This is a genomic window from Shewanella sp. MSW (assembly GCF_007636515.1).
Taxonomy (GTDB): domain Bacteria; phylum Pseudomonadota; class Gammaproteobacteria; order Enterobacterales; family Shewanellaceae; genus Shewanella; species Shewanella indica.
In genome coordinates this window covers 338,400-365,347 of sequence record NZ_LVDR01000001.1, presented here as the reverse complement: position 1 = coordinate 365,347, position 26,948 = coordinate 338,400, and the positions used below count along the sequence as shown (strand labels likewise).

The following is a 26,948-nucleotide window of genomic DNA, read 5'->3' as shown; positions in this document are numbered from 1 at the left end:
GTCAGATGAAGATATTGCTGCTGGGTATTGGCAATGTCCTGTACGCCGATGAAGGTATCGGCGTACATTTTGTCAATTACCTCAATGAAAACTACCAATTTACTCACCCAAGCGATCAGCTCGATCTCCTCGACGGCGGCACCCTGGCACAGGGGCTTACCCCTATCATCGCCAAGTACGACGCTTTGCTCTTGGTCGATACCGTCAATGCCGCAGGCGCCAAACCCGGCGAAGTCTATTTCTTCGACTTCGATAAGGCTCCCCCTGAAATCGACTGGCAAGGCAGCGCCCATGAAGTGGAAATGCTGCAAACCCTGATTATGATGGAGATGCTTGGCGACAGGCCCCACACCATGGTGCTTGGGATCACCCCAACCGTGATTGAACCCATGACCCTTGGGCTCACACCGCAAATTGCCGCCGCCGTGCCCTTGATGGAAACCACGCTTATCAACTATTTGCAGCACCTTGGCTGGCAATGCCAAAAAACCGGTAACACTGACATAGAAGCCCTTATTCCCCACTCCTATCGCCCAAAGCTGTCTGTAACTGCAAAGGTCGATGAAGAAGACAAACTGCCGGAAACATCCCATGAAACTCGTTAGATTCGAATTTGACTGCGCCTCGCAGCAGCCTTGGTATGGGCATTTATGTAACCAATATCTTAATTACGATAAGCTGAATATCACTATCGCCCTGTTGCCGCTGAAATCAGCGGCCAAGCAAAGCGCTGCTGCCGCCCTTGAGCACAATCATCAAGCGCCCAGGATCATCTGGCGATATATTCTCGAAGCAGAGGGGAGCCAGAGTGAGCTTGAGCAGCTCGCCGATGAGATTGCAGGTGATTTTCTCTTGAGCACCAGCTTACTGGACTCACGTATTTTACTGGCAGAGGAAAGGCTCGGCGCCGCCACACCATTGGCTTTAGCCGACGTACTTCCCAATGCAGCCACTCGGCCGAGCCTGGCGTTTTGTCAGCACTGCCAGCCACGTTTGGGCGATAACCAACACCCTGATTTTGCCAATATCCGTTTGCCCTGCCCCCACTGTCATGGTGAAGAGGCGGTATTGGCCGAGCCGGAGCTCTGCGCCCTGCAACCAAGCGATATCCGTGCCATGGCCGAGCAACTGCTTGAGGGCAAATCGCTCACGCTTACCGACAGCGGCAATCGGCGCCTAAAACTGAGTCTCAAACAAGATGATATGCCTCAGGACATATCCAACGGCCAAACACTTATCTGCTGTAATCCCAATAGCCTCAACGCCCACTTCCTGCTGAGCGATGCCGAAGTGCTGGCGCTTTCTTCGATGGAAAAACCTGCGCTGCGGTTAAGGCCCTGCTCGCAGCACCCCAGGCTCACACAGCCCCTGTACTCAGTGGCGTTTGCCGATAGCAGACTGCTGCTGATCATCTGCGAGTATTTGCGTATCAAGGGCTGCGACTATCTGTTTGCGGTTGAGTTATCCCAGCCATCCCGTGTAGAGCTATGCTGGATAGCCGGTCACTATCTGCCGCTCTATGCTCACCAGGCGCAGCTGAGTAAGGTAAGCTCAGGCCATGCTTTGCAGGAGACCCTGCACGATGAGGCAAGGTTCGGCAATTCAGTGGCGACCGTCCAAAACCTGGGCAACAAAAAAGAGCCGCAAATTGTATTGAGAGCGGCCACGGAGAATGACGCTAATATCTGGCAAGTGGCCACAGAGCACGGCGCCGAATGCGCTTTCAACGCGCTTAAGGCCGAATTCTGCGGTATAAAAAAAGCTGCACTGCTCTATTTCAGCGGCTCGAATCCATCACAAATACGCTATCTGGATAAGGACGGCAAACAAGAGTGCTTCTTTGAACTGACTCAACTGCCCGCCAGCGGCTATGAAATAGTACACGCACTGGAGCAAAGTCCGCAGCGCACTGTGGTGCAAAAATTCAAAAACCAATTCCCCGAGTGTTATAACCGCCTGCTGGATATTGGCAGTCGCGAGCTATCTGTCTTCCCCGGGTTGGATGCACTGTGGGCCGTTATCGCCATCATCAGTGGGCTCGGGCAACAGGGCCAGTCGGCCACAGAGCTTAAAGATGCCTTTATTGCCGCCGCCATGAGTTACAAGGGCGCCAACGCACCGCGAATCGATTACCCCTTGGCCAAAGGCGAAGCGGTGCGCGGCCTTAACTGGTGCAAAACGCTGGGCACTGTCATGAGTTTCCGCCTCGCCGGCGACACAGATGCCGCCAAGCTCTGCTTCGCCGCCCAGGATTCACTGGCCGACTATCTGGCCAACTGGGTCGAGCATCTGGATCTCAGCGTTGGCATAGATTGTGTGTTTCTGGCCGGCAGCGCCATGGTCAACCCGGTTCTGAGCAAGAGAATCGCCATCCGCATCGGCAAAAACTTCCCGCTGGCGGCCAGTCAGCTGCTCGATCTCGACGGCGCCCTGCTCGCCGCCGGCGCACTTTGGCTCAGGCAAAGGAGGCGCTGATGACAGCGCTTGTTGCCCAAAGCTTCAATATCAAAGGCATAGTCCAGGGGGTGGGTTTTCGCCCCTGGATTTTCCAATTGGCAAAACGCTTTCAGCTCACGGGCCATGTGCTCAACGATGGCCAGGGCGTCAGCATATTGGTGCAAGGTCCGGAGATGGCGCTGGCAGGCTTTCGAGCCGCGCTCGATACCGAGCGCCCACCGCTATGCCGCATTGATGAACTCACCGTCAGCCATGCCCAAGTGCAGGACTTACAGGATTTCACCATAGCGCACAGCAGTGCGGGGCAAGCGGCGGCCATAGTCACTGTGGGCAGCGACAAGAGCAGCTGCGATGCCTGCTTGGCCGAGATACGCGATCCCAACAATCGCCACTTCGGTTACCCCTTCACCAACTGCACCCACTGCGGCCCCAGATACACCATTATCCGCAACCTACCCTACGACAGACACAATACCGCCATGGCGGGCTTTGCGCTCTGTGATGCCTGTCGCCAAGCCTATGAAGACCCTATGGACAGGCGCTATCACGCCCAGCCGGTCAGTTGCCCAAAATGTGGCCCCGAGCTGACACTGCGTGGCACAGGCGGCGAAATCCTCGCCAAGAGAGAGCAAGCGCTGGCGCAAACCATTGCCCTTATCGAACAGGGCAAAATCCTCGCTATCAAGGGCCTAGGGGGCTTTCATCTGATCTGTGATGCCGGTAATCATGACGCAGTCACTGAACTTAGGCGCCGCAAGTGCCGCCCGGCCAAGCCGCTGGCACTGATGATGCCCTCAGTCGAGTTCGCCAAACAGTATGCCGAAGGCTCAAGCGCCGAATGGCAACTGCTCAGTAGTCAAGAGCGGCCAATAGTGCTTATGGGCAAGAAGCAACACCAGGCTGACGCTCCGGCACTCAGCAGCGCCATAGCCCCGGATATCGACCGGCTGGGTTTGTTCCTGCCCTATACGCCGCTGCACACCCTGCTGCTCGATGGTCTGCAGCGGCCGCTGGTGGCCACCAGTGCCAACCGCTCCGGCGAACCGATTATCACAGACGGCGACGAGGTGCTGCAGCAACTCGGCAAGCCGCCTCTGGCTGTGGTCGATGCAGTATTGGATCATAACCGCCCCATCATCAACGGTTGTGACGACTCTGTGGTGCAGATGCTGGATGATGAACTGCAAATACTGCGTCTCGCCCGCGGTTATGCACCGCTGAGCCTTCCAAGCAAAAGCTTGGCGAGCATGAACAAAGCAAGCAAGAGCTTGGCGAGTAAGGACTCTGGAGACAACTGCTCCAACAAGCTGCCGTCACTGCTGGCCGTGGGCCCACAACAGAAAAACACCCTGGCGCTCAATATCGGTAATCAGCTCTATCTCAGCCCCCATATCGGCGATCTTTTCAGTGTTGAGGCTGAAGGCTATTTCGAGCGCACTTTGCAGAGTTTCCAGCGCCTGTACCGCTTTGAACCCGAGGCCATCATCCGCGATAAACACCCCGACTACGCCTCCAGCCGCTGGGCCGAGCGGCAAAGTGCTCGGCAGCTTGAGGTGCAACATCACTTCGCCCATCTGCTGGCGGTGATGGCTGCCAATGATTACAGCGGCAAGGTGCTGGGCTTCAGCTTTGATGGCACAGGGCTTGGAGATGACAACCAGCTCTGGGGCGGCGAACTGCTGCTGGCCGACTGTCAGGGCTTTCAGCGCCTGGCAACCCTGAGCCCGATGACACTGCTCGGTGGCGAGCAGGCCATTCGCGAGCCTTGGCGCCTGCTCTATAGCCTGCTGTTGCAAAACCATGGCATTGAAGAATTACAGCAATTGGCGGTCTTTGCCGCCGAGCCCGCAGCCAAGCTGGCCAACCTTGGCAAGCTCGCCAGCAGTGGCATAGGCCCCAAGAGCCACTCCATCGGCCGTTTATTCGATGCCGCCGCCGCGCTGCTGGCGAACTTGAGACTCAGCCAATATGAAGGCCAGGCCGGGATTATCCTGGAAACCCTTGCCCGCAGAGCCATTGCCGCCGGGAAACAGCAAGGCGCCGAGAAGCTTGGCTTAGAGCTGAAGCTTGAACATGAGCTCGAACATGAGCTCGAACCGACAAACACTCGCGCCGAGCTGGTGCTTGGGCAGTGGCAAAGCGCGCCGTTATTTTCGGCGCTGCTGCAAGCCTGGCGCACCGAGCCGGACAGTGAACTGCTGGCGCTGGCCTTTATTCAGGCCATAGGCAAAGGGATTATCGCCGCGGCGCTCAAGGCCCGTGATTGGCTCAAGACCGAAGGAATAGAAGATCTGCCGCTGGTACTGAGCGGCGGCGTGTTTCAAAGCAGGCTTCTCAGTGAATACTGCCACCGGGAACTCGCCCGGCTTGAATTTCACCGCTTGAAACCCGGCCTGGTGCCGGTCAATGATGGCGGTATCGCCCTCGGGCAGCTCTGGTATGGATTACATCAACCCGGGCTCACACAGAGCCTGGTCGAACGTTGAAATTACTGATTGATATCAAGGCATCTGCCGCCAAAGCGGCGCATGCTCAGATTAAGGAACCAAAGGGAGTTCATTATGTGTAAAGATTGCGGATGTTCACTGCCCAGGGGCAACGGCGGGCATCATTCTCACGAGCATGGTCATTCTCACAGTCACGATCACAAGCACGGTCACAGTCACTCTCATGGCCATTCCCATGAGCACTCTCACAGCCATTCTCACAGCCAAGGCACAGTACACACCAACCCACAGCTGAACGACAGCAAGACACTGTCGGTGATCCACAAGATCCTCGACAAAAACGACATCGAAGCTCAGCACAACCGGGAACACTTCGAATCCCACGGGGTGATGGCCTTCAATATCATGAGTAGCCCCGGCAGCGGCAAAACCAGCCTGCTGGAGCATCTCGGTGCCTATACAGACAAAAAATACTGCGTCATTGAAGGCGATCTGGAAACCTCGAGGGATGCCGACCGCCTTAAGGCCAAGGGCATAGAAGCAATTCAGATCCAAACCGGCAGCGCCTGCCACCTGGATGCCTTTATGGTGCACGGTGCCCTGCACCAGCAAGCGCTTGACAACATGGATATCTGCTTTGTCGAGAACGTCGGCAACCTGGTGTGTCCGGCCAGCTATGATGTTGGCACCCACATGAATATTGTGCTGGTTTCCATCCCCGAGGGCGACGACAAGATAGAAAAATATCCTGTAATGTTCCACCGCGCCGATCTGGTACTGCTGACCAAGTGCGATCTGCTGCCCTACTTTGACTTTGATGTCTCCGAGGCCCGTGCCCAGGTGAGTAAGCTCAACCCCAAAGCCGAGGTATTGGAAGTCTCTACCAAAGATCCCGCCAGTTTGACCCGGGTCGCCCAGTGGCTGGATAAGCAGCTCGCCGCCTTTGCCGAGCGCACCAAGGAGGCCCGCTGATGTGTTTGTCTATCCCATCCCAGGTAGTGGAGCTACACCCCGAAAGTCAGAGCGTTACCGTGGAGACCCTGGGGGTTAAACGCACAGTGAGCTGCCATCTGTTGGATGAACCGCTTGCCATTGGTGACTATGTGCTTATCCATATCGGCTTTGTGATGAACAAGATAGATGCCGAATCTGCCGCCGAGAGCCTGGCGCTGTACCGTGAGATAGCGGCCAAACTGGAGGCGGAAGATGGCAGAGCTTGAGCTCAGGCAACTGTACGACGGCTTTCGCTGCCCGGCCACTATCCGTAATCTGGCCGAGGAAATCGCCGCACTGGCTCCCAAGCTGACCGAGCCGCTCAATATCATGGAGGTCTGCGGCGGCCACACCCACACCATAATGAAATATGGTCTGTTGCAGCTGCTGCCGGAAAATATCCATTTCATTCATGGCCCGGGTTGCCCGGTATGTGTCATGCCCAAAGAGCGGATAGATCAGGCCGCCGCCCTCGCCCGTCTCGATGATGTGATACTGGTGACCCTGGGCGATATGATCCGGGTTCCCGGCTCCAAGGGTTCGCTCGCCTCTGTGCGCGCCGAAGGTCATGATATCCGCGCCGTCTATGCTCCGCTCGATGCGCTGAAAATCGCCGCCGATAACCCGGACAAGACCATAGTCTATTTCGCCATCGGCTTTGAAACCTCCACGCCGATGACGGCGGTACTGCTGGAGCAAGCCGAAGCCAAGGGCCTTAGTAACCTCTTGTTTCATATCAACCATGTGCTGGTACCACCGGCAATAGATGCGGTAATGAGCCACCCCGAGACCAAGGTCAACGCCTTTATCGGCCCGGCCCACGTCAGCGTTATCAGCGGCGCCCGCATCTATCGCCCGGCGGTGGAACGTTATCACACCCCTGTGGTGGTCTCGGGCTTCGAGCCGGTTGATGTCATGCAATCCATCCTCGCGCTGGTCAAACAGAAAGTCAGCGGTCGCTGTGAACTGGAAAACCAGTATCAACGCGCCGTCAGCGAACAGGGCAATCTATTGGCGCAGCAAAAGGTAGCGCAATTTTTTAAGGTACGCCCCAGTTTTCGTTGGCGCGGCCTTGGCCCCATTGCCGACTCGGCACTGATGCTGAAACCCGAATACAGTCACAGGGATGCCGAACAACACTTTGCCGAGCGCTTGCCGGTGAAACAGATAGACGATCACAAGGCCTGCCAATGCGGCGATATTCTGCGTGGCATGGCCAATCCCAAGGATTGCAAAGTATTTGGCCGCGGCTGCACCCCGCAAACACCGCTCGGCAGTTGCATGGTCAGCTCTGAAGGCGCCTGCAATGCCTACTACAGATATGCCGGAGTAAACTGATGTCCGATAAACGAGTACAACTGAGCCATGGCGGCGGTGGCCGGGAAATGGCTGAGCTTATCAACAAGCTGTTTTTCGATGCCTTCGACAACCCCATTCTCAGACGCGAAGAAGACGCCGCCTGTTTGCATCTTGGCGGCGATTGCGCCTTTACCACAGACTCATTTACCGTAGCGCCGCTATTCTTCAAAGGTGGCGACATCGGCAAGCTGGCCATTGCCGGCACAGTCAACGACTTAGCTATGATGGGCGCCGAGCCGCAATATTTAAGCTGTGGTTTTATCATAGAGGAAGGCTTTGAAATCAGCCGTCTGAAACAGATAGTCGCCAGCATGGCCGATGCCCTGTCTCAATGCGGAGCCCGCATCGTCTGCGGCGATACCAAGGTAGTGCCCAAAGGCTGCGCCGACGGCATTTTCATCAACACCTCAGGGGTGGGCCGTATTCTCAAGCCGGGCATTTCGGCTCATGCACTAAGAAGCGGCGATGCCATCTTGCTTTCGCGGGACATAGGCCGTCACGGCGCCGCCATCCTGAGTGCCCGAGAAGGGCTGGAGCTGGAGTCTGAACTCAGCTCAGACTGCGCCGTGCTCTGGAATGTGGTGGAGCAACTGATCGCCGCCAATCTGGAGATCCACGCCATGCGTGACGCCACCCGCGGCGGCTTGTCGGCTGTGCTCAACGAGTGGGCCAAGGCCTCTAACAAGGGCATTACCCTCAGAGAAACCGCCATTCCCGTCTGTGATGAGGTACGCGGCGTCTGTGAACTCTACGGTTTTGAGCCCTGGGATCTCGCCAACGAAGGCAGCTTTGTCATCGCCCTGCCCCGCGAACTCGCCGAAGGCGCGGTCGAAATCATGCGCCGCTTCGGTCATTGCGATCAGGCCTGCATAATAGGCGAAGTAGGCGAACAACATCCGGGTAAAGTGGTACTGGAATCGGCCTGGGGAAGTCGCCGTTATTTGGATCTGCCACAGGGCGAGCTATTGCCGAGGATCTGTTGATGCACGAGTACTCTATCGTCAGTGCCCTGATGGAGCAGTGCCAGCAACTCGCCGCCGAGCACGGCGCCAAGGGCATTGCCCGGGTCGCCATCAAGATAGGCGCCATGAGCGGCGTCGAGCCTGAGTTGGTTCGCACCGCCTTCAACACCTTTCGTGAGCACAGTGTCTGTCACGATGCCGTGCTCGATATCGACATAGCGCCGCTGACGCTATCCTGCAACCAGTGCCGGCAGCAAAGCACACCAGAGGAGCGCACCGTCATCTGTCCCCACTGCCACAGCCAGGATACCCGGGTCATAGACGGTGAAGATATGCTATTGATGCAACTCGAGTTAATTACAGATTAAACCTGCCCAAGCAAAGCGGCGCCGCTATCTGTGTTGAACTGCACTTGTAAAACTTAAGGCCAAGGGCTATCGCTTCAATAATGCCTTTGGCCCTTTCCTCTATCCTTTCTTACTACTGCTATTTCGCCAATAAAACCTGTGCCGGCTTACTGCTAAACTATCCAGGCAGATAACACCTCTTGTTTTGTTAAGATGACTTGGTTACTTTAAAGGCGATTCAACCAGTTATAACATGCGGCTACCACAAGGACGGCTGGCATGCCAGTTCCCAAAAAAATCAACACAAAAATAATTTAAAAGGAGAACACCATGACTGAAAACAAGCAGTCTAAAATGGATATAAATTTACATGAGATCAAGTGCCCAGAATGCGGCGAAATAATGCCAAAGATTCGTATCCCCCAAAATATAAATCAACTGATGTGGGGTGGTTGGACTTGTCCTAAATGCAATTGCAAAATGGATAAGTTTGGTAAAAAGATCATCTAATTAAAAGGACTATAATCGAAATACTTATGGTTTCATCAAGTCTACACATGAGCTAATACAGCTAAGGAAGGTACGAGTAAGTCCTCGGGCCCTAAAGAAACTGCAGGCACACGTTAAGCTGATCTGTAGAAATAAGTAACCAGCCCTGCAAATACCCTCGGACAGTTGGGCTTAAAAGTGGTGGCAAGTATCTGTTTGAAGTCCTAAGCCGCGTGTTAACACCCTCTTGCGACTAATACAACTTACGCTACCTTCTACGCCTCACTATAAGACACTTGCCACCATTTGACTGACTATTGCTTCGTCATACTGGCTTGTTTCAAGCCGATACGCTTGCCCAACCAAACACCCAAGCCCAGTGGCGCAAAGAACACTACCAGTAAGAACAGCACAATATAGAGGATCAGGCTTTTAATCACGCCAGTGAGCTCTTCAAACACCTGAGTCACAGTACGTTGCACCAGCGCGTCGGCTTCTTTGGTCACGGCCTGGCGCTCTCTATCCACCATCTGTTCCAGCGCAATGCGCTCACGTTCCACCATTTTTTCCAATGCCAGACGTTCAACCGACAGTTGCGCCAGATTGCGCTCGGCACTGGCATCCAATTGTGCCAACAGCGGCGTCAGCTCGCGGCGCAGATCCACTGCCAGCTCAGACATTAACTGCGGGCTTTCATTCATCAGCTGCTGAAATTTAGCCGAGGTTTCGCTGATATCTTTTAGGGTTTGCTGGACCTCTTTTGAGTTGATGTTAGAGTGAAGGGCAAACAGTTCTGCCTTCCAGCCAAGCAGTTTTGGCGTTTGGCTCGCCAGCATGGCCATACGGTCGGACATATCGCTCATCACCTCAGGCACACTGCCGAAAGTAGTCACAGCATCAAACTCGCCAATCTTACGGAAGCTCAACCAGTCGTTAAACGCGGAGACCCGCGGAAAGCTAACATCAAACAGCGGGTGGGCCATGGCATATTCGCGGATAAACTGCTGATTGGCATCAAAATCGGCTTTACTCATCAGCCCTTGCATGCGGCGCTCATAATCAGCCAACAACTGCTGACTGGTGTTGGCTGCCAGTTGCGTTTGCTCGCCAAACAATGCCTTGCCATTACCGGACTCAAAAAACTGCGCCATCTGAGCAGTAAAAGCCCAAGTGTCTATCATGGCGGCTAGCGGCGACACCTGAAAAATGGTTTGTCCCAGTGTTTGTTCGGCATTAATTTTCCACATCAGGGCATTGGATTTGATCTGCAGATCATCAGAGCGCTGCAGTATCAGATCGGCGCTTTGTTCTACTCCGGCAAAAAAGCTGCTGGCATATTCCCGGGTAAACACCCGCATGCTCAACTGTTCTTGCGGCAGCGGCTCAATACCGCTTTCCAATTTAACCTCAAGCAATGAACAACCCGAAGCCAGTAACGACAGACAAAGAACCAAACTCCAAGAGCATAAACTACGCATGGCACTCCACCAATACAGACAATAATAAGAAAAGAGGATCTTATCATTTTGCCGACTGTTGCCACCGAAGATAACCCAAAACGTGAGTAGACTCACAGCCCGCAAACAATTAAAAAACAATATGGTTGAGGATATTTTAAGCGGGTATTAACGGTCCACTCGATGACCAAGGTTACCCTTGGCGGATACAGAAAACTAATGCAATAACGCAAACAACAGCAACATTCCAATGGCAATAGACAAGTTGGTCTTCCAAAAGGCATTTTGGGTTACCGTTTGCCGAATCAATACCCCGCTTCCCCTCAACCAACCGGCCCAACATCCGGCGATCAATGCTTGTAGCATCAAAATAGACCCCACTAACATATAGGTCAGATCCAACCACCCCTTGGATGGAAAAATGGAAGGCAACAGGAGTAATCCAACAATGCCCGCCAAGGCCGCCCAAATGCAACCCACCAGCAATGCCAACAGAGAAGACAACAAAAATCCCTTTAATTCTTGCATCACACTCTCCTTGTTCTCGATGAAACGGCTTCCCTTTAACCTATATTATTTTTTATCTATCCCTATGGAGAGCGTAAGAATCACACGTGAATCAAGCCACCCATCATAAAATAATAACTTAATTTTATTTCTGTTTGCGTTCAAGTACCGTCAAGTAATTTGAGCACACTGAAGTAAAAGGTATCCTTGAGAGGCTGAAGTTTGATGAAATCGAACCTATTTCAAGTAAAAGTGAGAGATTTGAGCCGTAATACTCCCCCCGGTTCAGAGGGTTGCAATCACTGTGATTGACATAAATAGCCTTGGGATAAGGCTGGTTTAACATACTGACAACTGGTTGCAAAATGCCGTGGTCGCCTCTATAAGTGTTCGTAGTAGCAAGTGAGTTATTGCAACGTCCCTATCGGCCCGGGAAATAGTTTTCCAAATTCAGCGGCAAGCCTGAGCCAGTTATCATGATGGATATTCACCACACCTGCAGCTTGGCTGCTCATTTAACTAAATAGCGATACGTTTATCATCAAAAATACACCGGCAGGCATCATACATGCATTCAAGACAACCCCTCAACAAAACTGCAACACCATTGAGCTGCTTAGGCGGTTAATCGCGTTCATTCTAATAAAGAGCTATACTCTGAGAATACAAGCCGCTCATTTAAAAATCAATGTTTTCATATAGCCCAATCATCAAAAAAATAAAATTCAACCAACAAAGATTCAATTTGATAGTGATTCAATAAAACACTCAAACTCTTCAACCACCTCGTCTTTATTATATTTAGAAGGTAACTCCTTAATATATTTATCAGGATGATTTAGTGCATCTTTGATTCTAAGACCTAGATCTTCACCTTCTTTAACCAATCCCGCAAAGTCTTCTCCTAATACCTCAAGAGGACCTACAGCTTCTGTCGCTACAATAGGAATTTTAAGTGCCATAGCCTCAAGCAAAACATACCCCATAGATTCAAACTCTGAACACAACACAAGACACTTAGCTTTCTGCATGATATTCCACGGATTTTTAAGCTCACCTAAAAAATGTACGCGATGACTAATATCACATTGATCTAGTATTTTGCGCAATTTACAGGTAATAGGACCATCATGTTTAGGCTCAGCCCCGACAAAAATTAAATCCGTTGAATGGTGTAATGCTTTGTTATCAATATAAGTTTTTAACAGTAAATCCTGGCGTTTTTCTGGAGCGATCCGACCAACATGTAAAATAAAATCTTCTGGCAAGCTCATAGTTAATGGTTCATTAGCTTTGGCCTGAATTACAGCTGGCTCAAAAGGATTTGGTATATGTTTTACTGGACATTTAATAAATCCATCAATCTCATCACCAAGCTTTTTAGAAATAAAAATAACCTTCCTACGACCTAGAGAAAACTTTACTTTAACAAGTTCCTTGAACTTACTTATTAAAGATTTATTGCATTTAAACTTATATAAGGGATCACCATTAATAATAGAAACAACCCCTTTTACCGGAGCGTAACGACTTGCGGCATTATTCACAAGAACCATCACCTCCCCCTTAACAATGGAGCGCTTAAAAAGCAAAAGCTTAACCTTGCTAATTTTCTTAACATTGACCCATGATGACCAACATTCCAAATCCGTTTTACTTTGCTCACCTAAATTCCAAACTTCAACTTCATTACCTCTGGCAACCAACTCTTTCACTAATATCAATGTTGCCATTTCAACTCCACCGGGAGATATATGCCTTACCACGAAAATATATTTCATTACACCTAACTGTTCAAACGGGTTCGTTAACAAAACATCAAATTCTCTGCTATAACTCTAGTCTGACTAAGATCTAAGACTAGTAGCTAAAGATAGAATGATTCAAGCCTGCTCAATCTAAGACAGACGCCATCAAAAGTGAATTGATATTTCAAATCAATTCAAAAGCACCTCAAACACTCGTAAAAAAACAAGAAAAACCCCAATGAAAATAAACAAAATCAAAACATTTAAGTCACACAAAACCACCACAAAAACATCTATCCACACACCCGTTAACAAATCAAAATTCAGAAATTCAGGGCAGAAATTCAGAACACCCTAAACACTTTGCGAGCCACGAGGAAGTATATCATTCTGTCTCAATCGCTTATAAATGACGATGAATTATTGGAAGTAGACTCTCTAAGACGAGTAATCAGAGGAAAATTCAGGACACCCTAAACACTTTGCGAGCTACGAGGAAGTATATCATTCAGTCTCAATCGCTTATAAATAACGATGAATTATTAGAAGTAGACTCTCTAAGACGAGTAATCTGCGTGCTTCATACAAAACTGCGGTTGCCAGGCATGCCAACGGCAGGCTTAGGCCTGTTTATGCAAAATCACCAAGGGTTTAAGGTTAATGGGGGTGTATTGCTTGGCTTTGTTGCTTACCCCGGCACCATTTACCACCATATTTGGCCTTCATGGCACACATTGCATCCCATCGGCCACTCATGCCACTGTACTGACGGCGAAATTCCTTGGCAGAAGTTATCCAGGCATCGTCGCTGATACCAAGCTCAAGCAGCAGTTTGGGCCTGGAACAGGCAATATAGCCACGCTTGTCTTCCCGCACCGCCCGGCCTGTCCAATCAATCAACTCCAAATAGTCGGCAAAGTGAAATGGAATGCCGCTTTGTTCGGCAGCAGTGGCTGCACCATCAAATTGAAGCAGTGGCTTAAGTGAAGCGTTGGCAGTTGCAGGCTCAGCAACTTCTTCTATGCGCTCCTGAATGGATGTGTAATCAGAAGTTTGCAGCGAATCTGCAATACCGGCGCGAATGGGATTTAAATCCACGTACATCATGCAGGCCAGCAGCGCCTGTTCATCGAGCAGCGCCTGCGACTTAAAGCGCCCTTCCCAGAATACGCCCTTGCAGCCATCTTCTCGATTGGCCTTGCGGGCGATATCTTCGTTTAAGCAGCGCATAAACCAACTGATACTGCCAAGCCGTTCCTGCCAATCGCTAATCAGCGTATCCAGCAGTATTCGCTCGCCTTCTGAGAGACTATCGCCCTTGAGGAACTTTGCCGCCACAGGGTTACCACTAAAGAGCCCTGTCCAACGCTCGATGACTTCAAATGGTGACAACGATTGTTGCGCAGCAAGGTCGATTTTGAGCACCAAATGGTAGTGATTACTCATAACCGCATAAGCGCAAACGTTGATGCAGAATATTGACGACAACTGCCTGATTTTATCCACTATCCAGCCACGTCTATGCTCGTAACTGCGCCCCGAGAGTTCATCTTCACCACACAAAAATGCCCTTCTCACGCAACGGTTAATCACGTGGTAAAAGGGCGTACTTTCAGCGTCTATCAACTGACGGCGGGCTGTAGTCATAACCAACCTCGACTGAGCTTTGATGGGTATTTCAAAGCCTAGTCAAGGCTGGGCGAAACATCAAAAAGATATGGCTGTCCTGTCTTTCTTCGTCTTTCTTCACTAAAGATTCAACCAGTATTCCGCATGAATAACTATAAAACAAAGTTAAAATGTATCAACGATGTATCATGAATACTTTATTTATTTTAATTAATTGTTAATTGATTTGGCGATTAGGAGAAACATTCAAGATATATAAAACATAAGCACTTCCCACATTGACATCACTGGCAAAACAACTTACATATGCAACCTCAATGTCTCAATTAAGTTTTATTTGCTAAGGAATGGTAACAATGAGATTATTCAAGGCGTTAGGGTTTTTAGCAGTTGTTTCCTTGCCAGCATCGGCGTTTGCTATTGATGGCTACCATGTAGAATGTAATTCCTGTGTTAGCGAGGAACAGTTCAATCAAGCAGCTAAAGACGAAGCTGTTCAAGGACAAACGATTTATGTCAATGTAATAAACTTTGAGAACTATGAGTTCAGAAAGTATAAAGTAACCAAAACGCATAAAAACGTATGCGACCCTAAAAGTAGGGAACCTGATGGTCGAGGTGGGTTTATTCAAGACTGTAAAATAATAAGGACTCATACAGCTACAAAAGAAGAACTCACTAATGATGAGATTAATGCTCTGATGAGTTTTGCAACTTCATTCAATGACTATAAGTCGGTGGTAAAGCAGTATGCTACTGCAATCCCTGAAACCGTCGTCCCCAGTGGGTATGACCTTATTGGTGCATCATATAATCATGGTAAAGTTATTGACTACTACAAGTCACAGGTAAATTCTAGTACAATCACTGAAAGATATGTTGGACTTGTAGAGGCAGCTACAAAGATCGTCTCTAAAGGCATTAACGTCAGTGCTCCGGCTATAGTTTTTTCTTTCTCTGATGGTTCTAAGGCTTATGCTGAGGTTGATTTTTACGATATGGATGACAACCTCCATTACAAATTTACGAAGGTTATTGATACAAATGGAAATCAAATAGATCTTAAAGCTCAGAATCCATTTCCAAAATTGATGGATGTATCAAACCTGTCACTACAATCATGGCAAACACTCTATGGCGCATTTAGAGCATATGGGTTAGCTGTAGTGGGTGAGACAACAAGAATAGTCCCTCGAGGCACGATAACCATCACAGAATGTAATGGTGGTACAGCTAATATGTGTCGACATCCTCAATAATCGAGTTCGTTAAAGAAGGTGCAAAGGATTACTACCCTCGGACGTAATGGTCATAACCAACCTCGACTAAGCTTTGATGAGTATTTCAAAGCCTAGTCAAGGCTGTGTGAAACATCAAAAAGATATGGCTGTCCTATATTTCAACTAAAGAGCCCGGTCCAACGCTCGATGACTTCAAATGGCGACAATGATTGTTGCGCAGCAAGGTCGATTTTGAGCACCAAATGGTAGTGATTACTCATGACCGCATAAGCGCAAACGTCGATGCAGAATATTGACGACAACTGCCTGATTTTATCCACTATCCAGCCACGTCTATGCTCGTAACTGCGCCCCGACAGTGCATCTTCACCACACAAAAATGCCCTTCTCACGCAGCGATTAATCACGTGGTAAAAGGGCGTACTTTCAGCATCTATCAACTGGCGGCGGGCTGTGGTCATAACCAACCTCGACTGAGCTTTGATGGGTATTTCAAAGCCTAGTCAAGGCTGAGCGAAACATCAAAAAGGATTGGCTGTCCTGTATTTGCCTTCAAAAAGATATGGCTGTCCTGTATTCTTATGGTTATCCCGAATTCGATTGCGATTTACTTCCCGGCTGATTGTGCTGTGGCTGACTTTCAGACGTTTTCCTATCTCCCGATAACTGAAACCCTCGCGTAAATAGGCCTCAATCTGGTATCGTTGTCCCTCGATCAACTGCTTGTAATTCATGGTAACTACTCATGTTTGTTTGGCGACTACAGAGTATCACCAACAGGCAGTTGATCTCTCCTCACCGTTTAACCATGAGTGGTGCACTTATTATCTGAATTCGGGCCTATTTAGTTGAGGCTGTGTGAAACATCAAAAAGATTTGGCTGTCCTGTTTTTCTTCAGTATTTCGTCGTATTTCTCAAAAGATATAAGATATGGCTTTCCTATCTTTCTTATTTCAAGTGCTGACGAACCCTTTTAGCAAACAAACATTTGAACTTGAGTAGGTTGTCAATATGCCACATTTTTATCTCAGAGAGGTCACTTCCGTCAGAAATTGAACCATCACGATAAACAGCCACTCTAGTAGCTCTCTTACCATCTATTGGTTCCCAAGAAAGTTCACTTCCAAATTCATCTTCAATTTCAGCTTTACTTTCGAGCAAATAGTTCAAGCACGACTCGTTTTGCTCAGCATTGCCAAAGTCGATATAAAGTTCTGTACGAACTTTATTGCCTTGGCAAAAGTTTGCACCATAATTTATACCAGTGGTTCCAGAAGCAAATGCGTACCAGTTCTGAGGTTGACCAGCCTTGGCTGACGTAAATTTATGCTCGCATCGAAGCTCATCAATTAACCCTTGGAAATATTCGCGGTACTTTTCGGATTTGGCACTCGTTTTTTGAACAGACTTGTTCGCAGACTTGCTCTTTTGCCATTCGTTTGGAAATACTACAGGCTTTAGATTAAAAGCAGGTTTTGAGTCATCGATTTGAATAACTTCAACAACAACCGCAAAGAATTGAGTCTGACTGTCTGTTCGGTGATTCAGCCAGTCCAAGGCTTGACGGTGCTCTTCACGAATAGTTTCAGCAACCCAAATGACGAATGAAGCATCAAACCCAGCCGCATATGTAAGTAGCTTACCTAGGTGATCATGGTCAGTTTGAGAAAACTGGTTTTCTATAATGACGTTTTCAGCTGACCCAAGATCCTTAGCTAAGATATCAAGAGAAAAATTCCCGACACTTGCTTCTTCTTGAACTAGCTCAAGCTCCAAACCAACAGCGTTTCCCAGCTCTTCGATGTTTTCCGCTAGCCAAGGAGTAAAATCTTGAGCTTCATGTGCCCAGATATTTCGTAACGGCACTTTCTTCAACTCACCAAACATACTTAACTTCCTATTTTCTCCGAATGGCATATAACGCCCAATTAAGGGGTGAACAACGCCTCCACCCAACCTAACGTATTGTGCCATAAACACTAAATTTGAAGTAGAAGCAAAAATGCCAAGCGTTGTGAATCCCTCTTGAACTGTTAAGCTTCAGGCTCAGGCACCCACATGAATACATTTTGATGAACAAAAGACTTTAGTATACCAAGTGATTTTAATGCATCTGATTTAGCTAGTTCTTCAGCAGATTCAAATCGACCATCGATCATTTTTTTAGCCAATGAGCCATTTTTAAGCCCCGCTTTCGCATGAACATAGGGGTTGCGGATTTTCCGTAATACTTCTAATTGTTCAAAAAGCGTTCCATTGATAATTTCAGCGGCTTTTGCAGATTCGAGGATTATCTTAAATGAGGATTCAGCTATCGTACTCTGCCCTCTCATGATGAACTCACCGGACAATGAGTGCTCAATAAACGCTTGGCACAGTAATACGACTGCCATGTAATTACCATTAACGTAACTATTAGCCAATTCATGAAAAGCTAAGTGAGACTGTAAACCTCCGGTTAACAGCATATCTCCCTGTAGCGCAAACAGTTCATTTAGTTCGACAAATCTAACAATACGATCTGGTCTAGTTTGTTCTTCATCTTCGACAAAATCAGCGATACCCTGTCGTTTTATTTCTTCGTAGTCCACATTGTTCTCATTGAAGCTTAACAGCTGTATAGTGCGCATGCGCGTTTTAGTCATCGGATGAGTGTAAACGCGCATCGCTATCTCTTTGTATTAGTTAAATATAATAGAGTTTAGCCCGAATATCCCTTGCAGCAAAACGCGCATGCGCGGTTTCCAAACCTATTATCTACCAAAATGGTTTTATATCTTTATGAATTTTAAGTTATTTTTTGTGATGTTGCAGAAATAACGCGCAAAATCATCTCCAAACTTCTGGGTACTATCTTAATTCGATGAGCAAGCGTTCTACAAAAGCTGAGTAACCCTCATAGCTACCGCACGGGCGCGAATGTTGTTCGTCCCTGAATTCCGCTGAAAACAGAAAAATGCAACAGCTTCCGACCTTGAGTTTAAGTAAAGGCTAAAGATAAGCACCTGAATTAGTTACACAATACTCAGTACTGTTTGTTAAAACAATTAGTCATAGGTCAAGTTTTCGACAAAAGCCATAAAAGCCTGTCTTGGTTATTTTTTACAAAATAATTGGCTGAGTTTTGATAGTTTTCCAACAAAAAGCGCCGCTTGCCTGTAAGACTAAGGCAAGCGGCGCAAGTTATTGGGCTAGTTTCCCCTGAGCTATTTCATCAGAGCCATATCATCAAAGCTATTTCATCTGAGGCACCCGCACTGGATCGGCGGGCTGTGGCAGCTTCACAGGCGCGGCAGATTTCAGCTCATCCAAGGCAATGGCGATGGCCTTTTCCAGCTGAGGATCTATGCCTTTGGCTGTGTCTTTGGTCCACTGCTCGACTTCCACATCCGGGCCCACCCCTTCGTTCTCGACCCGCCACTGGCCGTCGATACTGAAGAAACCGCTGCGCGGCGCCGTGATATGGCCGCCATCCATCAGGGAAGGCACGCCCCAGATACCGACCAAGCCACCCCAGGTGCGTTTACCCACCAGCTTGCCCACTTGGTAATAGCGGAACATATAAGGGAGCATGTCGCCGCCCGAGCCGGAGACTTCGTTGATCAGCATCACCTTGGGCCCCCAGATACCGCTGCCCGGACTGGTCATGGGGTGATCGCCGGCCATCTGGTTATTGAAGTAGCCGTTACGCTCGCGGCGTAGCACATCTATGATGTACTCGGCAATGTAACCGCCGTGGTTGAAGCGCTCATCTATGATCACTCCCTGGCGCTGATTCTGGGCGAAGAAGTAACGGTTGAAATAGCTGAAGCCGTTCTCGCCTGTATCCGGAACCCAGACATAAGCCAATTTGCCGCCGGAAGCTTCATCCACCCGTTTGCGGTTATCCTCAACCCAGGCGTTACGTCTCAATGCCTGTTCGCTGGCCGTTGGCACCACAGTCACTTCGAAGGCTTTTTTGTCGCTGCCATCCGGACTGATGCTGAGACGGGTCTGTTTACCGAGAGTCCCCTGGAAGGCCTGATAGAAGTTGGCCTTGTTATCCAGCGGCTTGCCGTTGACTGCCAGCAGATACTGGCCCGCCTTGACCTGGGGATAGAGAGCCAGCGGCGCACTTCCTTGGTCCGCCGGATACCAGTTTTCGCCACGATAGATGCGGCTGAAGCGGTAGCCCTTGTCGGTCGCCTCAACATCGGCGCCGAGCAGGCCGGTGCGGTTGTCGGCAATTTCCGGCAGATCGCCATCATTGGTAAAGGAGTGGCCCACAGAGGTTTCGGCGCCCATGTTATCGAGCAGATAGGTCATGTCGGCGCCGTGGCGCACATGGGCGACCAGTGGCTGGAACTCCTTGTATACCGCGTCCCAATCGGCACCGTGCAGATTACTGACATAGAAGTAATCGCGCTGGAAGCGCCAGGCTTCGCGGAAGATTTGCTGCCATTCGGCCTTGGGATCGATACGAGCCGTCAGCTTGACGTTAAGCGTCTTGGCATCATCCCCCATGGGCGCGGCGCCGGCAAATTGCTGCCAGTTGTCGCCGATTTTCACCAGCAGGCTCTCGCCGTCATGGCTCAGGTGATACTCATCCACATCACCGGCCAGGGTATCGGCCTTGCGTTCCTCAGTGCTGTACTTGCGAAGCTCTGTGGTTTCATCCAAATCCTGCATATAGAACAGCTCACCTGGCTTACCGGCGCTCAGGCTGTGGATTTTACCGCTCTCACCCAGAGGCAGCACCCGCTGCTCTATACCGTTGAGATCGATTCGCACCGCAGGTGGCGCATCTGAACCTTTGGACTCCTCTTCAGTGCTGCCCTCTTCCTCGTCGCTTCTTGGCAGCATGGGCGCCTCGGTGCGGGTATTGAGCAGCATGGTGTAGAGGCCGTAAGTAGGGGTGAAGGCAACCGAGGTCATATCCAACCAGGCAGCATGAGGGCCATAATCGGTACTGGCGGCAAAATAGAGCTTGTCGCCGGCGCGGTCCCACACTGGGTAACGCACATCGGCCATGCCCTGGGTAATTCTGTTACTCTGATTATTGCGGCTATCGAACAGGTAGAGACTGCGGAAGAAGCTGTCATCCTGCTTGCTGTAGGCCAGATAACGGCTGTCAGGCGACCAACTGGGGGCCATTTCCCAGTCGGGATTCACTACCGGCTGGCTGTCGATAACCTGCGCCTTGCCCTTGGACAAGTCCGCCAGCCAGAGTTGCTGGCGCTGATCGCTGAACACCAGCTGTTTATCATCGGGCGACCAGATAAGTCCGCTATAGAAGCCCTTCTCAGCCAGTTTGATCTCTTGCTGCGGCTTGCCGAGTTGATCGGCTATCACCAGGCGATATTCGCCGCTCTTGTCGGAGAACCAGGCCAGCTGTTTGCCGCCGTTGGACCAGGCGGCGCCCACTTCGCGGCTGTCTGAACTTTCAGTAAGATTACGGGCATCACCGTGCTCCACTGGCACAGTAAATACATCGCCGCGGGCCACAAACAGGGCGCGCTTACCGGTAGGCGAAATGGCCGCCGACTCTATCTGCTTTTCAACCTCTTCAAAGCGTGGCCGCACCCAGGGGAAATCGGCATGCAGGCTGATGGCCAGTGCCTCTCCCTTGTCGTTGGCATTGGTATTAGCCAGCGACTTTTTCACCAGCTCACCGCGGTATTCGTATACCAGAGTGTCGTTATCCAGGGTAAAACCTTTGACATCGGCATCCTGGTAATGGGTCACCTGCTCCGGCTCGCCGCCCTTGACCGCTACCCGAAAGATATTAGTGACCTGAGAGCGGTTGGAGAGAAAATAGATATAGTCGCCGTGCCACTGGGGCTCGAGATCCTGGGTGTTGTCCCAGGGCAGATCTTTTTCCTCCAGGCTATCGAGCGAAATCAACCTGAGCGGCTGATTCTGGCCGCCGCGGTAGTTACGCCAGCCCGGATCCCAAAGACCGGCGCGGCGGTAAACCAACTGCTTGCCATCGGCAGAGAAACTGCCGTCAAAGGCGCGGTTCATGGGTAAAGGCTTGGGATTGCCGCCCTCGATGGACAGGGTAAACAGCTGCTGCCAGCCTCTTGGGGCATTGGCCCTGCCGGATCGCAACAATACCGATTTGCTGTCCGGGCTCCAGCCCACAAGCTGATCCACATCCGGGTGGAAGGTCAGGCGTTTGGGCTCGCCACCGGCAATCGGCAGCAGGTAGATATCCTGATTGCCCTCATAGTCGCCGGTAAAGGCCACCCATTTGCCGTCCGGCGACAGCTTGGGTTGCATCTCCTGGCCCTGAAAGCTGGTGAGGCGCACCGCCTCGCCGCCCTTGAGCGACACCTTCCAGATATCCTTGGCGTAGGAAAACACCAGAGTATCACCGCGAAGATCCGGCTCCCGCAGGAGTTTGGCCTCGGCAGCCAGCAAATTGGGGCTGCCGAGCGCAAGGGCCGTCAGCCAAAAGAGTTTATTGAGCTTCATTCCTGTTCCTTGTATTTGAATACCAGCAAACCTGTGGGGATCCCCCGCCAAAACCGCAACTTAACCAGCGCCATAGCAGAGCTACCCCTGTAACATAACCAGTGGCAAAAAAATACGCAAAAAAGGTTTTGTTTCAACTCATTGCAATACGCCATTCCGGGCAATTGAGACAAAAATGCCCGGCCTTAAGCAGACCTTAATCTGAGCCGGCCAGAATAATTCCTATCCACCAGCCGGGCCGTGAGTTCAACGCCATGAGTTCAACGCCCGCTTTTTCAGGCTTTCTATTTCGCAGATCTCAGCTGCGACTCTGTCTCAACTCGCACTATGTCACAGGAATCACAATGCCCATTGCAAGCCACCCACTGAGTTTTCAACACTGGTTCAAACATCATCTGCTGTTGCCGTTATCGGTAGGGCTTGGCCTGCTTATCTTGCTGCACATCAGCAATGCCGACCTGCTGCTGGCACAGTGGATGTTGGCATTTGAGGGCACCGACACAGCCTGGCCCTGGCGCCATGCCTTTGTTACAGACAAACTGCTGCACACGGGAGGACGGGATCTGGTGGTGCTGGCGGCAGTTGTGTTGCTGTCGAGCCTGGTATTGAGCAGTTTCAAAGCCTCAATGAAACGCTGGCGCCGGCCCTTGCTGATGTTGTTTACAAGCGCCCTGGCAACCGTACTTCTGGTACGTATCGGCAAGAGCATGACCAATGTTGCCTGCCCCTGGGATCTCAGTCTATTTGGAGGCCAAAAGCCTTATCTGCCCTTCCCCATGAGCCTGAGCGTTGACACTGAATTGGGCCAGTGTTTCCCCGGCGGCCACTCGAGCGGCGCCTTTGCCTGGGTGGGACTTTATTATCTGGCATTGGTCTTGAAGCCAAAATGGCGCTTTAAGTTACTCGGCGCAGTATTGCTGATAGGCGCCGTGTTCAGTCTGTGTCAGGAGTTTCGCGGCGCCCACTTTTTATCGCACGATATCGCCAGCGCCCTTATCGGTTGGACCATGGCGACCTTGAGCTACGGTCTGGCTTACCGCCCCTGGCGAGCGGCTGGATACGCCGGGGTTCCGGCGCAGACGCAGACGCAGACGCAGGCACTGATACAGATACAGACACAAACAGAAGTCACCCACTAAAATACCGGGCCTGATTTATTGCCGATAAATCTGGTCCCGTTTCCAAAGGCTATTTCACTGAGCTTTTGAATTACGCCTTCTTCACCAGGCTGGAGATCAAGGCTCTGAGCGCCGCCGGTTTAATCATCTTGGCCATATAGTGGTAACCGCGGCGCTCGACATCCTCCACCAGATCCTTGCGGGTGTTGGCGGTGATCAAAATGCCGGGCAGATGTTGCCCATACAGCGCCCTGAGCTCATCCATGGCATCGACGCCGTTTTGGCCCTTATCCAGATGATAATCAGCCAGCATGATGTCCGGCGCCACCCCTTTGAGCCCCAGCTTGATCCTGGCATCACTCAGATCCCGGGCGCAGATCACCTCGCACTGCCAGCGGCTCAACAGGCTTTCGAGCCCGGCGAGGATAGCCTCTTCGTTGTCGATACACAGCACCTTGACCCCGGCGAGCGGCTGCAACACAGAAGAGATGGCCTTGGGCTGCGGCACGCTGACAGTGGCACCCAGCGGCACCCGAATGGCAAATACAGAGCCCTTGCCCTGCACCGAAGATACACGGATATCATGCTCCAGCACCTTGCTTATTCTGTCGGCTATCGCCAGCCCAAGCCCCAGGCCGTTGACGCTGTTGGAATGGGGGTTATCAAGGCGTTTAAATTCGTGAAATATCTCCCTAAGCTGCCCGGCTTCAATGCCGCAGCCGGTATCCAGCACCTGCACCTCAAGCTCACTACCGCGGCGGCGACAGCCCATCAGCACCCGCCCGCCCTTGGCATAGCGATAGGCGTTGGTGAGAAAGTTTTGCAGCACCCGCCGCAGCAGTGAAGGGTCTGAATTGACCGTCAGGCTGCAGGGCATCATGGCAAAATGGATCTGGCAGTCTTTGGCCATGGCCTCAAACTCCACCGCCAGGGTGTTGAGTACTTCGGAGATGGCAAAGTCGCGCCGTTTTACCTCCACCATGCCGGAATCCAGCTTGGAGATATCCAACAGATCGGTCAGCAGTTCACCGGCGGTTTTCAGTGAGCTGTTGACATGGGAGAGGGTCAGCCGCCCTTCCCTGTCAAGCCCGGGATACTGACTCAAAGAGGCGGTAAACAACCTGGCCGCGTTGAGGGGCTGCATTAAGTCATGCCCCACCGCCGCCAGGAAACGACTCTTGGAGGCGTTGGCCATCTCCTCCTGAGCCTTGGCTTCGAGCAGCTTGCTGTTGAGCAGCGCCAGCTCATAGGTGCGCTCCTTGACTCTGGCCTCCAGGGTCTCGTTGACTTGCTCCAACACCTGTTGCTGCTCGCGATATTGGGTAATGTCGGTAAAGGTCATCACAAAGCCGCCGTCCGGCATGGGATTGCCCTGAATCTTGATCACCTTGCCATCGCGCCTGCGCCGCTCTGAGCTATGGGCGGTGCCGTTGCGCATATGCTGTACCCGGCGCTCGACATGCTCGTCCACATCCCCCGGGCCGCAGTAGCCGCGGGCGGCATTGAAACGTATCACCTCGCTGATGGGCATGCCCGGTTGCAGGAAATCCTCCGGATAGTCGTAAAGCTCTACATAGCGGTAGTTCCAAGCCACCAGGTTGAGATCTTTGTCGACCACACTCATGCCCTCGTAGGCGTGTTCTATGGCGGCGCGCAGCATGTCCTGACTGAGAATAATCTTCGATGAGGCCTCATCCACCAGGCTAAAGACTTCATCGAGGGCCAGATCCCGTCCCTGCAGCACTGAGTCCATCACCAAAGAGGCGCTGGAAGCCCCCAGCACCCCGGCCAACATATGTTCGGTATGGGCGATAAGTTCGGCCGGTGCCGTCTTGTGCCAGCTATCGCTGCGCACCGCATCGGCAGAAAAGCGCGAGAAACTCTCATAGGCCCGGGTCGGGCTGACAAAGCGACTGGCCAGGATCAGCAAGTCCTGCTGACTAATGGGGCCCGTCTTGCGATTACCTGTGTTTTTGAGTTCACCCGGGGTGACAAAGGCGCTGGCCTGAATACGCTCCACCAAGCCGGCGCGCAGCCAGATAGAGCCGCCGATATAGCCAATCAGGTTGGCACCGAGTGCAAGCAGGGTATCGTTGACATTGGGCTTAAGCGCCTTTAACAGTTCAAACTGACCTGCCAGCACGCCTTCCCAGGCGCCAGAGCCCTTGAGCAGCAAAAAGCCCCACAGACCAAAGCCCGCCGCCATACCGAGAAACACCCCGGCGCGATTGCCGTGTTTCCAGTAGAGGCCGCCCACCAAGGCCGGTGCCAACTGGGCAAAGGCGCCGAAAGACAGCATGCCCAGGTTGGACAGAGAATCACTGCTGTCAAAACTCAGGTAACTGAAATACCCGAAAGCCAGGATCAGCGCGATGGAGAGACGTCTGGCATAGAGCAGTTGCTGGGAAAACTGGCTGAAGTTCTTACGACGGATCTGCCCGGTACGCAAGAGTACTGGCACCAGCCACTCGTTACTAATCATCACGCTGATGGTCACCACTGCCACTATCACCATGCCAGTGGCGGCCGAGAGGGTTCCCAGCAGCGCCACTATCGCCAGCCAAGGTGCGTCCAGCGCCAGCGGCAGATTGATCACATAAGTATCGGCAGAGACACTGTCGCCGAGCAGCACCTTGCCCGCCAGTGCCAGCGGCCCGACAAACAAACCGAACAGGCCAATATAAAGCGGGAACAACCAGCGCGCCTTGGACAGAGTCTGCTCGCCTTCGGCCTCTACCACCATGACGTGGAACTGCCGCGGCATACAGAGAAAAGCCGCCATGCCGACTATCAGCTCGGGCATCAGCGCTTCGAGCCTTAGATTGGGATTGACTATTACGCCCTTGGCGCTGGCCTGGCTCCAGAGGTCGCCAAAGCCGCCGAATACCCCGAAGACCACTATACCGCCCACTAATACAAAGGCGGCCAGTTTAACCAAAGATTCAAAGGCGATGGCCAGCATCATCCCCGGATTATGCTCGGTGGCATCCAGTTTGCGGGTGCCGAAAAGGATGGCGAAGATGGCCAGCAGCACAGCAATGATAAGCGCGACTTTGGCACCATCGAGCGGATCATCCGGGCTTTGGAACAGGCTTAGACTGAACACCATGGCTTTCAGCTGCAGCGCGATATAGGGCATGATGCCGAACAGGGCGATGAGCGTGATGATCACCGCCAGCGGCTGCGACTTGCCGTAGCGGGCGGCGATAAAGTCAGCCACCGAGGTGATATTTTGCGCCTTGGACACCACCACCATTTTGCGCAACATGCCAAAGCCCAGGGTAAAGATGATGATGGGGCCAATAAAGATATGCAAATAGGACCAAAAGTCATTGGCCGACTGGCCAACCGTGCCGAGAAAGCTCCAGGAAGAGCAATACACTGCCAGACTGAGGGCGTAGATCCATTTCTGTAACCTGCGGGTGACACCACTGAACCAGCGCTCCGCGCCCCAGGCAAGCAGGAACAGCAAGCAGACATAACAGACGGCGATCACCGCCACAAAAAGGGTCAAATTCATAGGGTTCTCTTTATTGTCGCCGTATCCTTCGGCGACTGTTGTTATCCCGGCTAGATTACACCAGCCAAGGGGTTTGATGAACCTCTGCGGCGTTCTGCATCTTATTGGGCGCCCATTGGGGGCAAAAAACCTTTATTGGATGCCAATCTAAACCCGCGCAAACCTTAAAAAACCACGCTGGCTCAAGCACTTCAAGCTGTGCGTTTTAAACGCAATA

The 26,948-nt window shown here is 51.4% G+C and carries 20 protein-coding genes and 1 pseudogene; 11 read left to right on the top strand and 10 right to left on the bottom strand.

Annotated elements, in window-relative coordinates:
- Window positions 1–5: 5 nt before the first annotated feature.
- From AYI96_RS01550 to AYI96_RS01510, 9 genes are all read left to right on the top strand, one after another.
- Window positions 6–605 (top strand): HyaD/HybD family hydrogenase maturation endopeptidase, encoded by a 600-nt coding sequence (locus AYI96_RS01550; RefSeq protein WP_093982780.1) that lies wholly within the window; start codon window positions 6–8, stop codon window positions 603–605.
- Window positions 592–2,475, top strand: coding sequence for a NiFe hydrogenase (locus tag AYI96_RS01545; protein WP_144360848.1), 1,884 nt, complete (start codon window positions 592–594; stop codon window positions 2,473–2,475). Before AYI96_RS01550 ends, AYI96_RS01545 begins: the two co-directional genes overlap by 14 nt.
- On the top strand, window positions 2,475–4,943 hold the full coding sequence (hypF, locus tag AYI96_RS01540) for a carbamoyltransferase HypF (protein WP_144360847.1): 2,469 nt from the start codon (window positions 2,475–2,477) through the stop codon (window positions 4,941–4,943). The genes AYI96_RS01545 and hypF overlap by 1 nt, the downstream gene beginning before the upstream one ends.
- A gap of 75 nt (window positions 4,944–5,018) precedes the next feature.
- On the top strand, window positions 5,019–5,876 hold the full coding sequence (hypB, locus tag AYI96_RS01535; protein ID WP_093982777.1) for a hydrogenase nickel incorporation protein HypB: 858 nt from the start codon (window positions 5,019–5,021) through the stop codon (window positions 5,874–5,876).
- Entirely contained in the window at window positions 5,876–6,124 is a 249-nt protein-coding gene (locus AYI96_RS01530; protein WP_025010286.1) for a HypC/HybG/HupF family hydrogenase formation chaperone, read from the top strand. Before hypB ends, AYI96_RS01530 begins: the two co-directional genes overlap by 1 nt.
- Window positions 6,111–7,235 (top strand): hydrogenase formation protein HypD, encoded by a 1,125-nt coding sequence (gene hypD, locus AYI96_RS01525; protein WP_144360846.1) that lies wholly within the window; start codon window positions 6,111–6,113, stop codon window positions 7,233–7,235. The genes AYI96_RS01530 and hypD overlap by 14 nt, the downstream gene beginning before the upstream one ends.
- The gene (hypE, locus tag AYI96_RS01520) at window positions 7,235–8,239 is read left to right on the top strand and encodes a hydrogenase expression/formation protein HypE (RefSeq protein WP_071477384.1); all 1,005 of its coding nucleotides are present in this window, start codon (window positions 7,235–7,237) and stop codon (window positions 8,237–8,239) included. The genes hypD and hypE overlap by 1 nt, the downstream gene beginning before the upstream one ends.
- Complete coding sequence (gene hypA, locus AYI96_RS01515) at window positions 8,239–8,586, top strand: hydrogenase maturation nickel metallochaperone HypA (RefSeq protein ID WP_039035916.1); 348 nt, start codon at window positions 8,239–8,241, stop codon at window positions 8,584–8,586. Before hypE ends, hypA begins: the two co-directional genes overlap by 1 nt.
- A 309-nt stretch (window positions 8,587–8,895) precedes the next feature.
- On the top strand, window positions 8,896–9,075 hold the full coding sequence (locus AYI96_RS01510) for a hypothetical protein (protein ID WP_100143774.1): 180 nt from the start codon (window positions 8,896–8,898) through the stop codon (window positions 9,073–9,075).
- Window positions 9,076–9,368: 293 nt separating this feature from the next.
- Here AYI96_RS01510 and AYI96_RS01505 read toward each other — a convergent pair whose 3' ends face one another.
- The 4 genes from AYI96_RS01505 to AYI96_RS01490 all read right to left on the bottom strand — a co-directional run bounded on the left by AYI96_RS01505 (window position 9,369) and on the right by AYI96_RS01490 (window position 14,413).
- A complete protein-coding gene (locus AYI96_RS01505; RefSeq protein ID WP_039035918.1) occupies window positions 9,369–10,532 on the bottom strand; it encodes a hypothetical protein in 1,164 nt (387 codons plus the stop codon).
- Window positions 10,533–10,727: 195 nt separating this feature from the next.
- A complete protein-coding gene (locus AYI96_RS01500; RefSeq protein ID WP_039035919.1) occupies window positions 10,728–11,039 on the bottom strand; it encodes a hypothetical protein in 312 nt (103 codons plus the stop codon).
- A gap of 719 nt (window positions 11,040–11,758) precedes the next feature.
- Window positions 11,759–12,751 (bottom strand): glycosyltransferase, encoded by a 993-nt coding sequence (locus AYI96_RS01495; RefSeq protein WP_186299990.1) that lies wholly within the window; start codon window positions 12,749–12,751, stop codon window positions 11,759–11,761.
- 672 nt (window positions 12,752–13,423) lie between these two features.
- Window positions 13,424–14,413 (bottom strand): transposase, encoded by a 990-nt coding sequence (locus AYI96_RS01490; protein WP_144360844.1) that lies wholly within the window; start codon window positions 14,411–14,413, stop codon window positions 13,424–13,426.
- A 338-nt stretch (window positions 14,414–14,751) separates the two neighbouring features.
- Here AYI96_RS01490 and AYI96_RS01485 point away from each other — a divergent pair, with 338 nt between their 5' ends.
- A complete protein-coding gene (locus AYI96_RS01485) occupies window positions 14,752–15,654 on the top strand; it encodes a hypothetical protein (RefSeq protein WP_039033346.1) in 903 nt (300 codons plus the stop codon).
- A 158-nt stretch (window positions 15,655–15,812) separates the two neighbouring features.
- On the opposite strand, the pseudogene AYI96_RS01480 reads toward AYI96_RS01485, so the two are convergent.
- From AYI96_RS01480 to AYI96_RS01460, 5 genes and pseudogenes are all read right to left on the bottom strand, one after another.
- Window positions 15,813–16,097, bottom strand: a pseudogene (locus AYI96_RS01480) (alpha-amylase family glycosyl hydrolase); the annotation flags it as partial.
- Between the two features lie 60 nt (window positions 16,098–16,157).
- Window positions 16,158–16,370 (bottom strand): helix-turn-helix domain-containing protein, encoded by a 213-nt coding sequence (locus tag AYI96_RS20695; protein ID WP_405130420.1) that lies wholly within the window; start codon window positions 16,368–16,370, stop codon window positions 16,158–16,160.
- A gap of 215 nt (window positions 16,371–16,585) precedes the next feature.
- Window positions 16,586–17,524, bottom strand: a complete 939-nt coding sequence (locus tag AYI96_RS01470; protein ID WP_162207257.1) for a DUF4268 domain-containing protein — start codon at window positions 17,522–17,524, stop codon at window positions 16,586–16,588.
- Window positions 17,525–17,670: 146 nt separating this feature from the next.
- On the bottom strand, window positions 17,671–18,303 hold the full coding sequence (locus tag AYI96_RS01465; protein WP_202932965.1) for a hypothetical protein: 633 nt from the start codon (window positions 18,301–18,303) through the stop codon (window positions 17,671–17,673).
- A 568-nt stretch (window positions 18,304–18,871) separates the two neighbouring features.
- Entirely contained in the window at window positions 18,872–22,093 is a 3,222-nt protein-coding gene (locus AYI96_RS01460; RefSeq protein ID WP_144360842.1) for a S41 family peptidase, read from the bottom strand.
- Window positions 22,094–22,437: 344 nt separating this feature from the next.
- On the opposite strand from AYI96_RS01460, the gene AYI96_RS01455 reads away from it, so the two are divergent.
- A complete protein-coding gene (locus AYI96_RS01455) occupies window positions 22,438–23,232 on the top strand; it encodes a phosphatase PAP2 family protein (RefSeq protein WP_186299988.1) in 795 nt (264 codons plus the stop codon).
- Between the two features lie 70 nt (window positions 23,233–23,302).
- On the opposite strand, the gene AYI96_RS01450 is transcribed toward AYI96_RS01455, so the two are convergent.
- Window positions 23,303–26,731: a PAS domain-containing hybrid sensor histidine kinase/response regulator gene (locus AYI96_RS01450; RefSeq protein WP_039033348.1), complete on the bottom strand. Its 3,429-nt coding sequence runs from the start codon at window positions 26,729–26,731 to the stop codon at window positions 23,303–23,305.
- Between the last annotated feature and the right edge of the window lie 217 nt (window positions 26,732–26,948).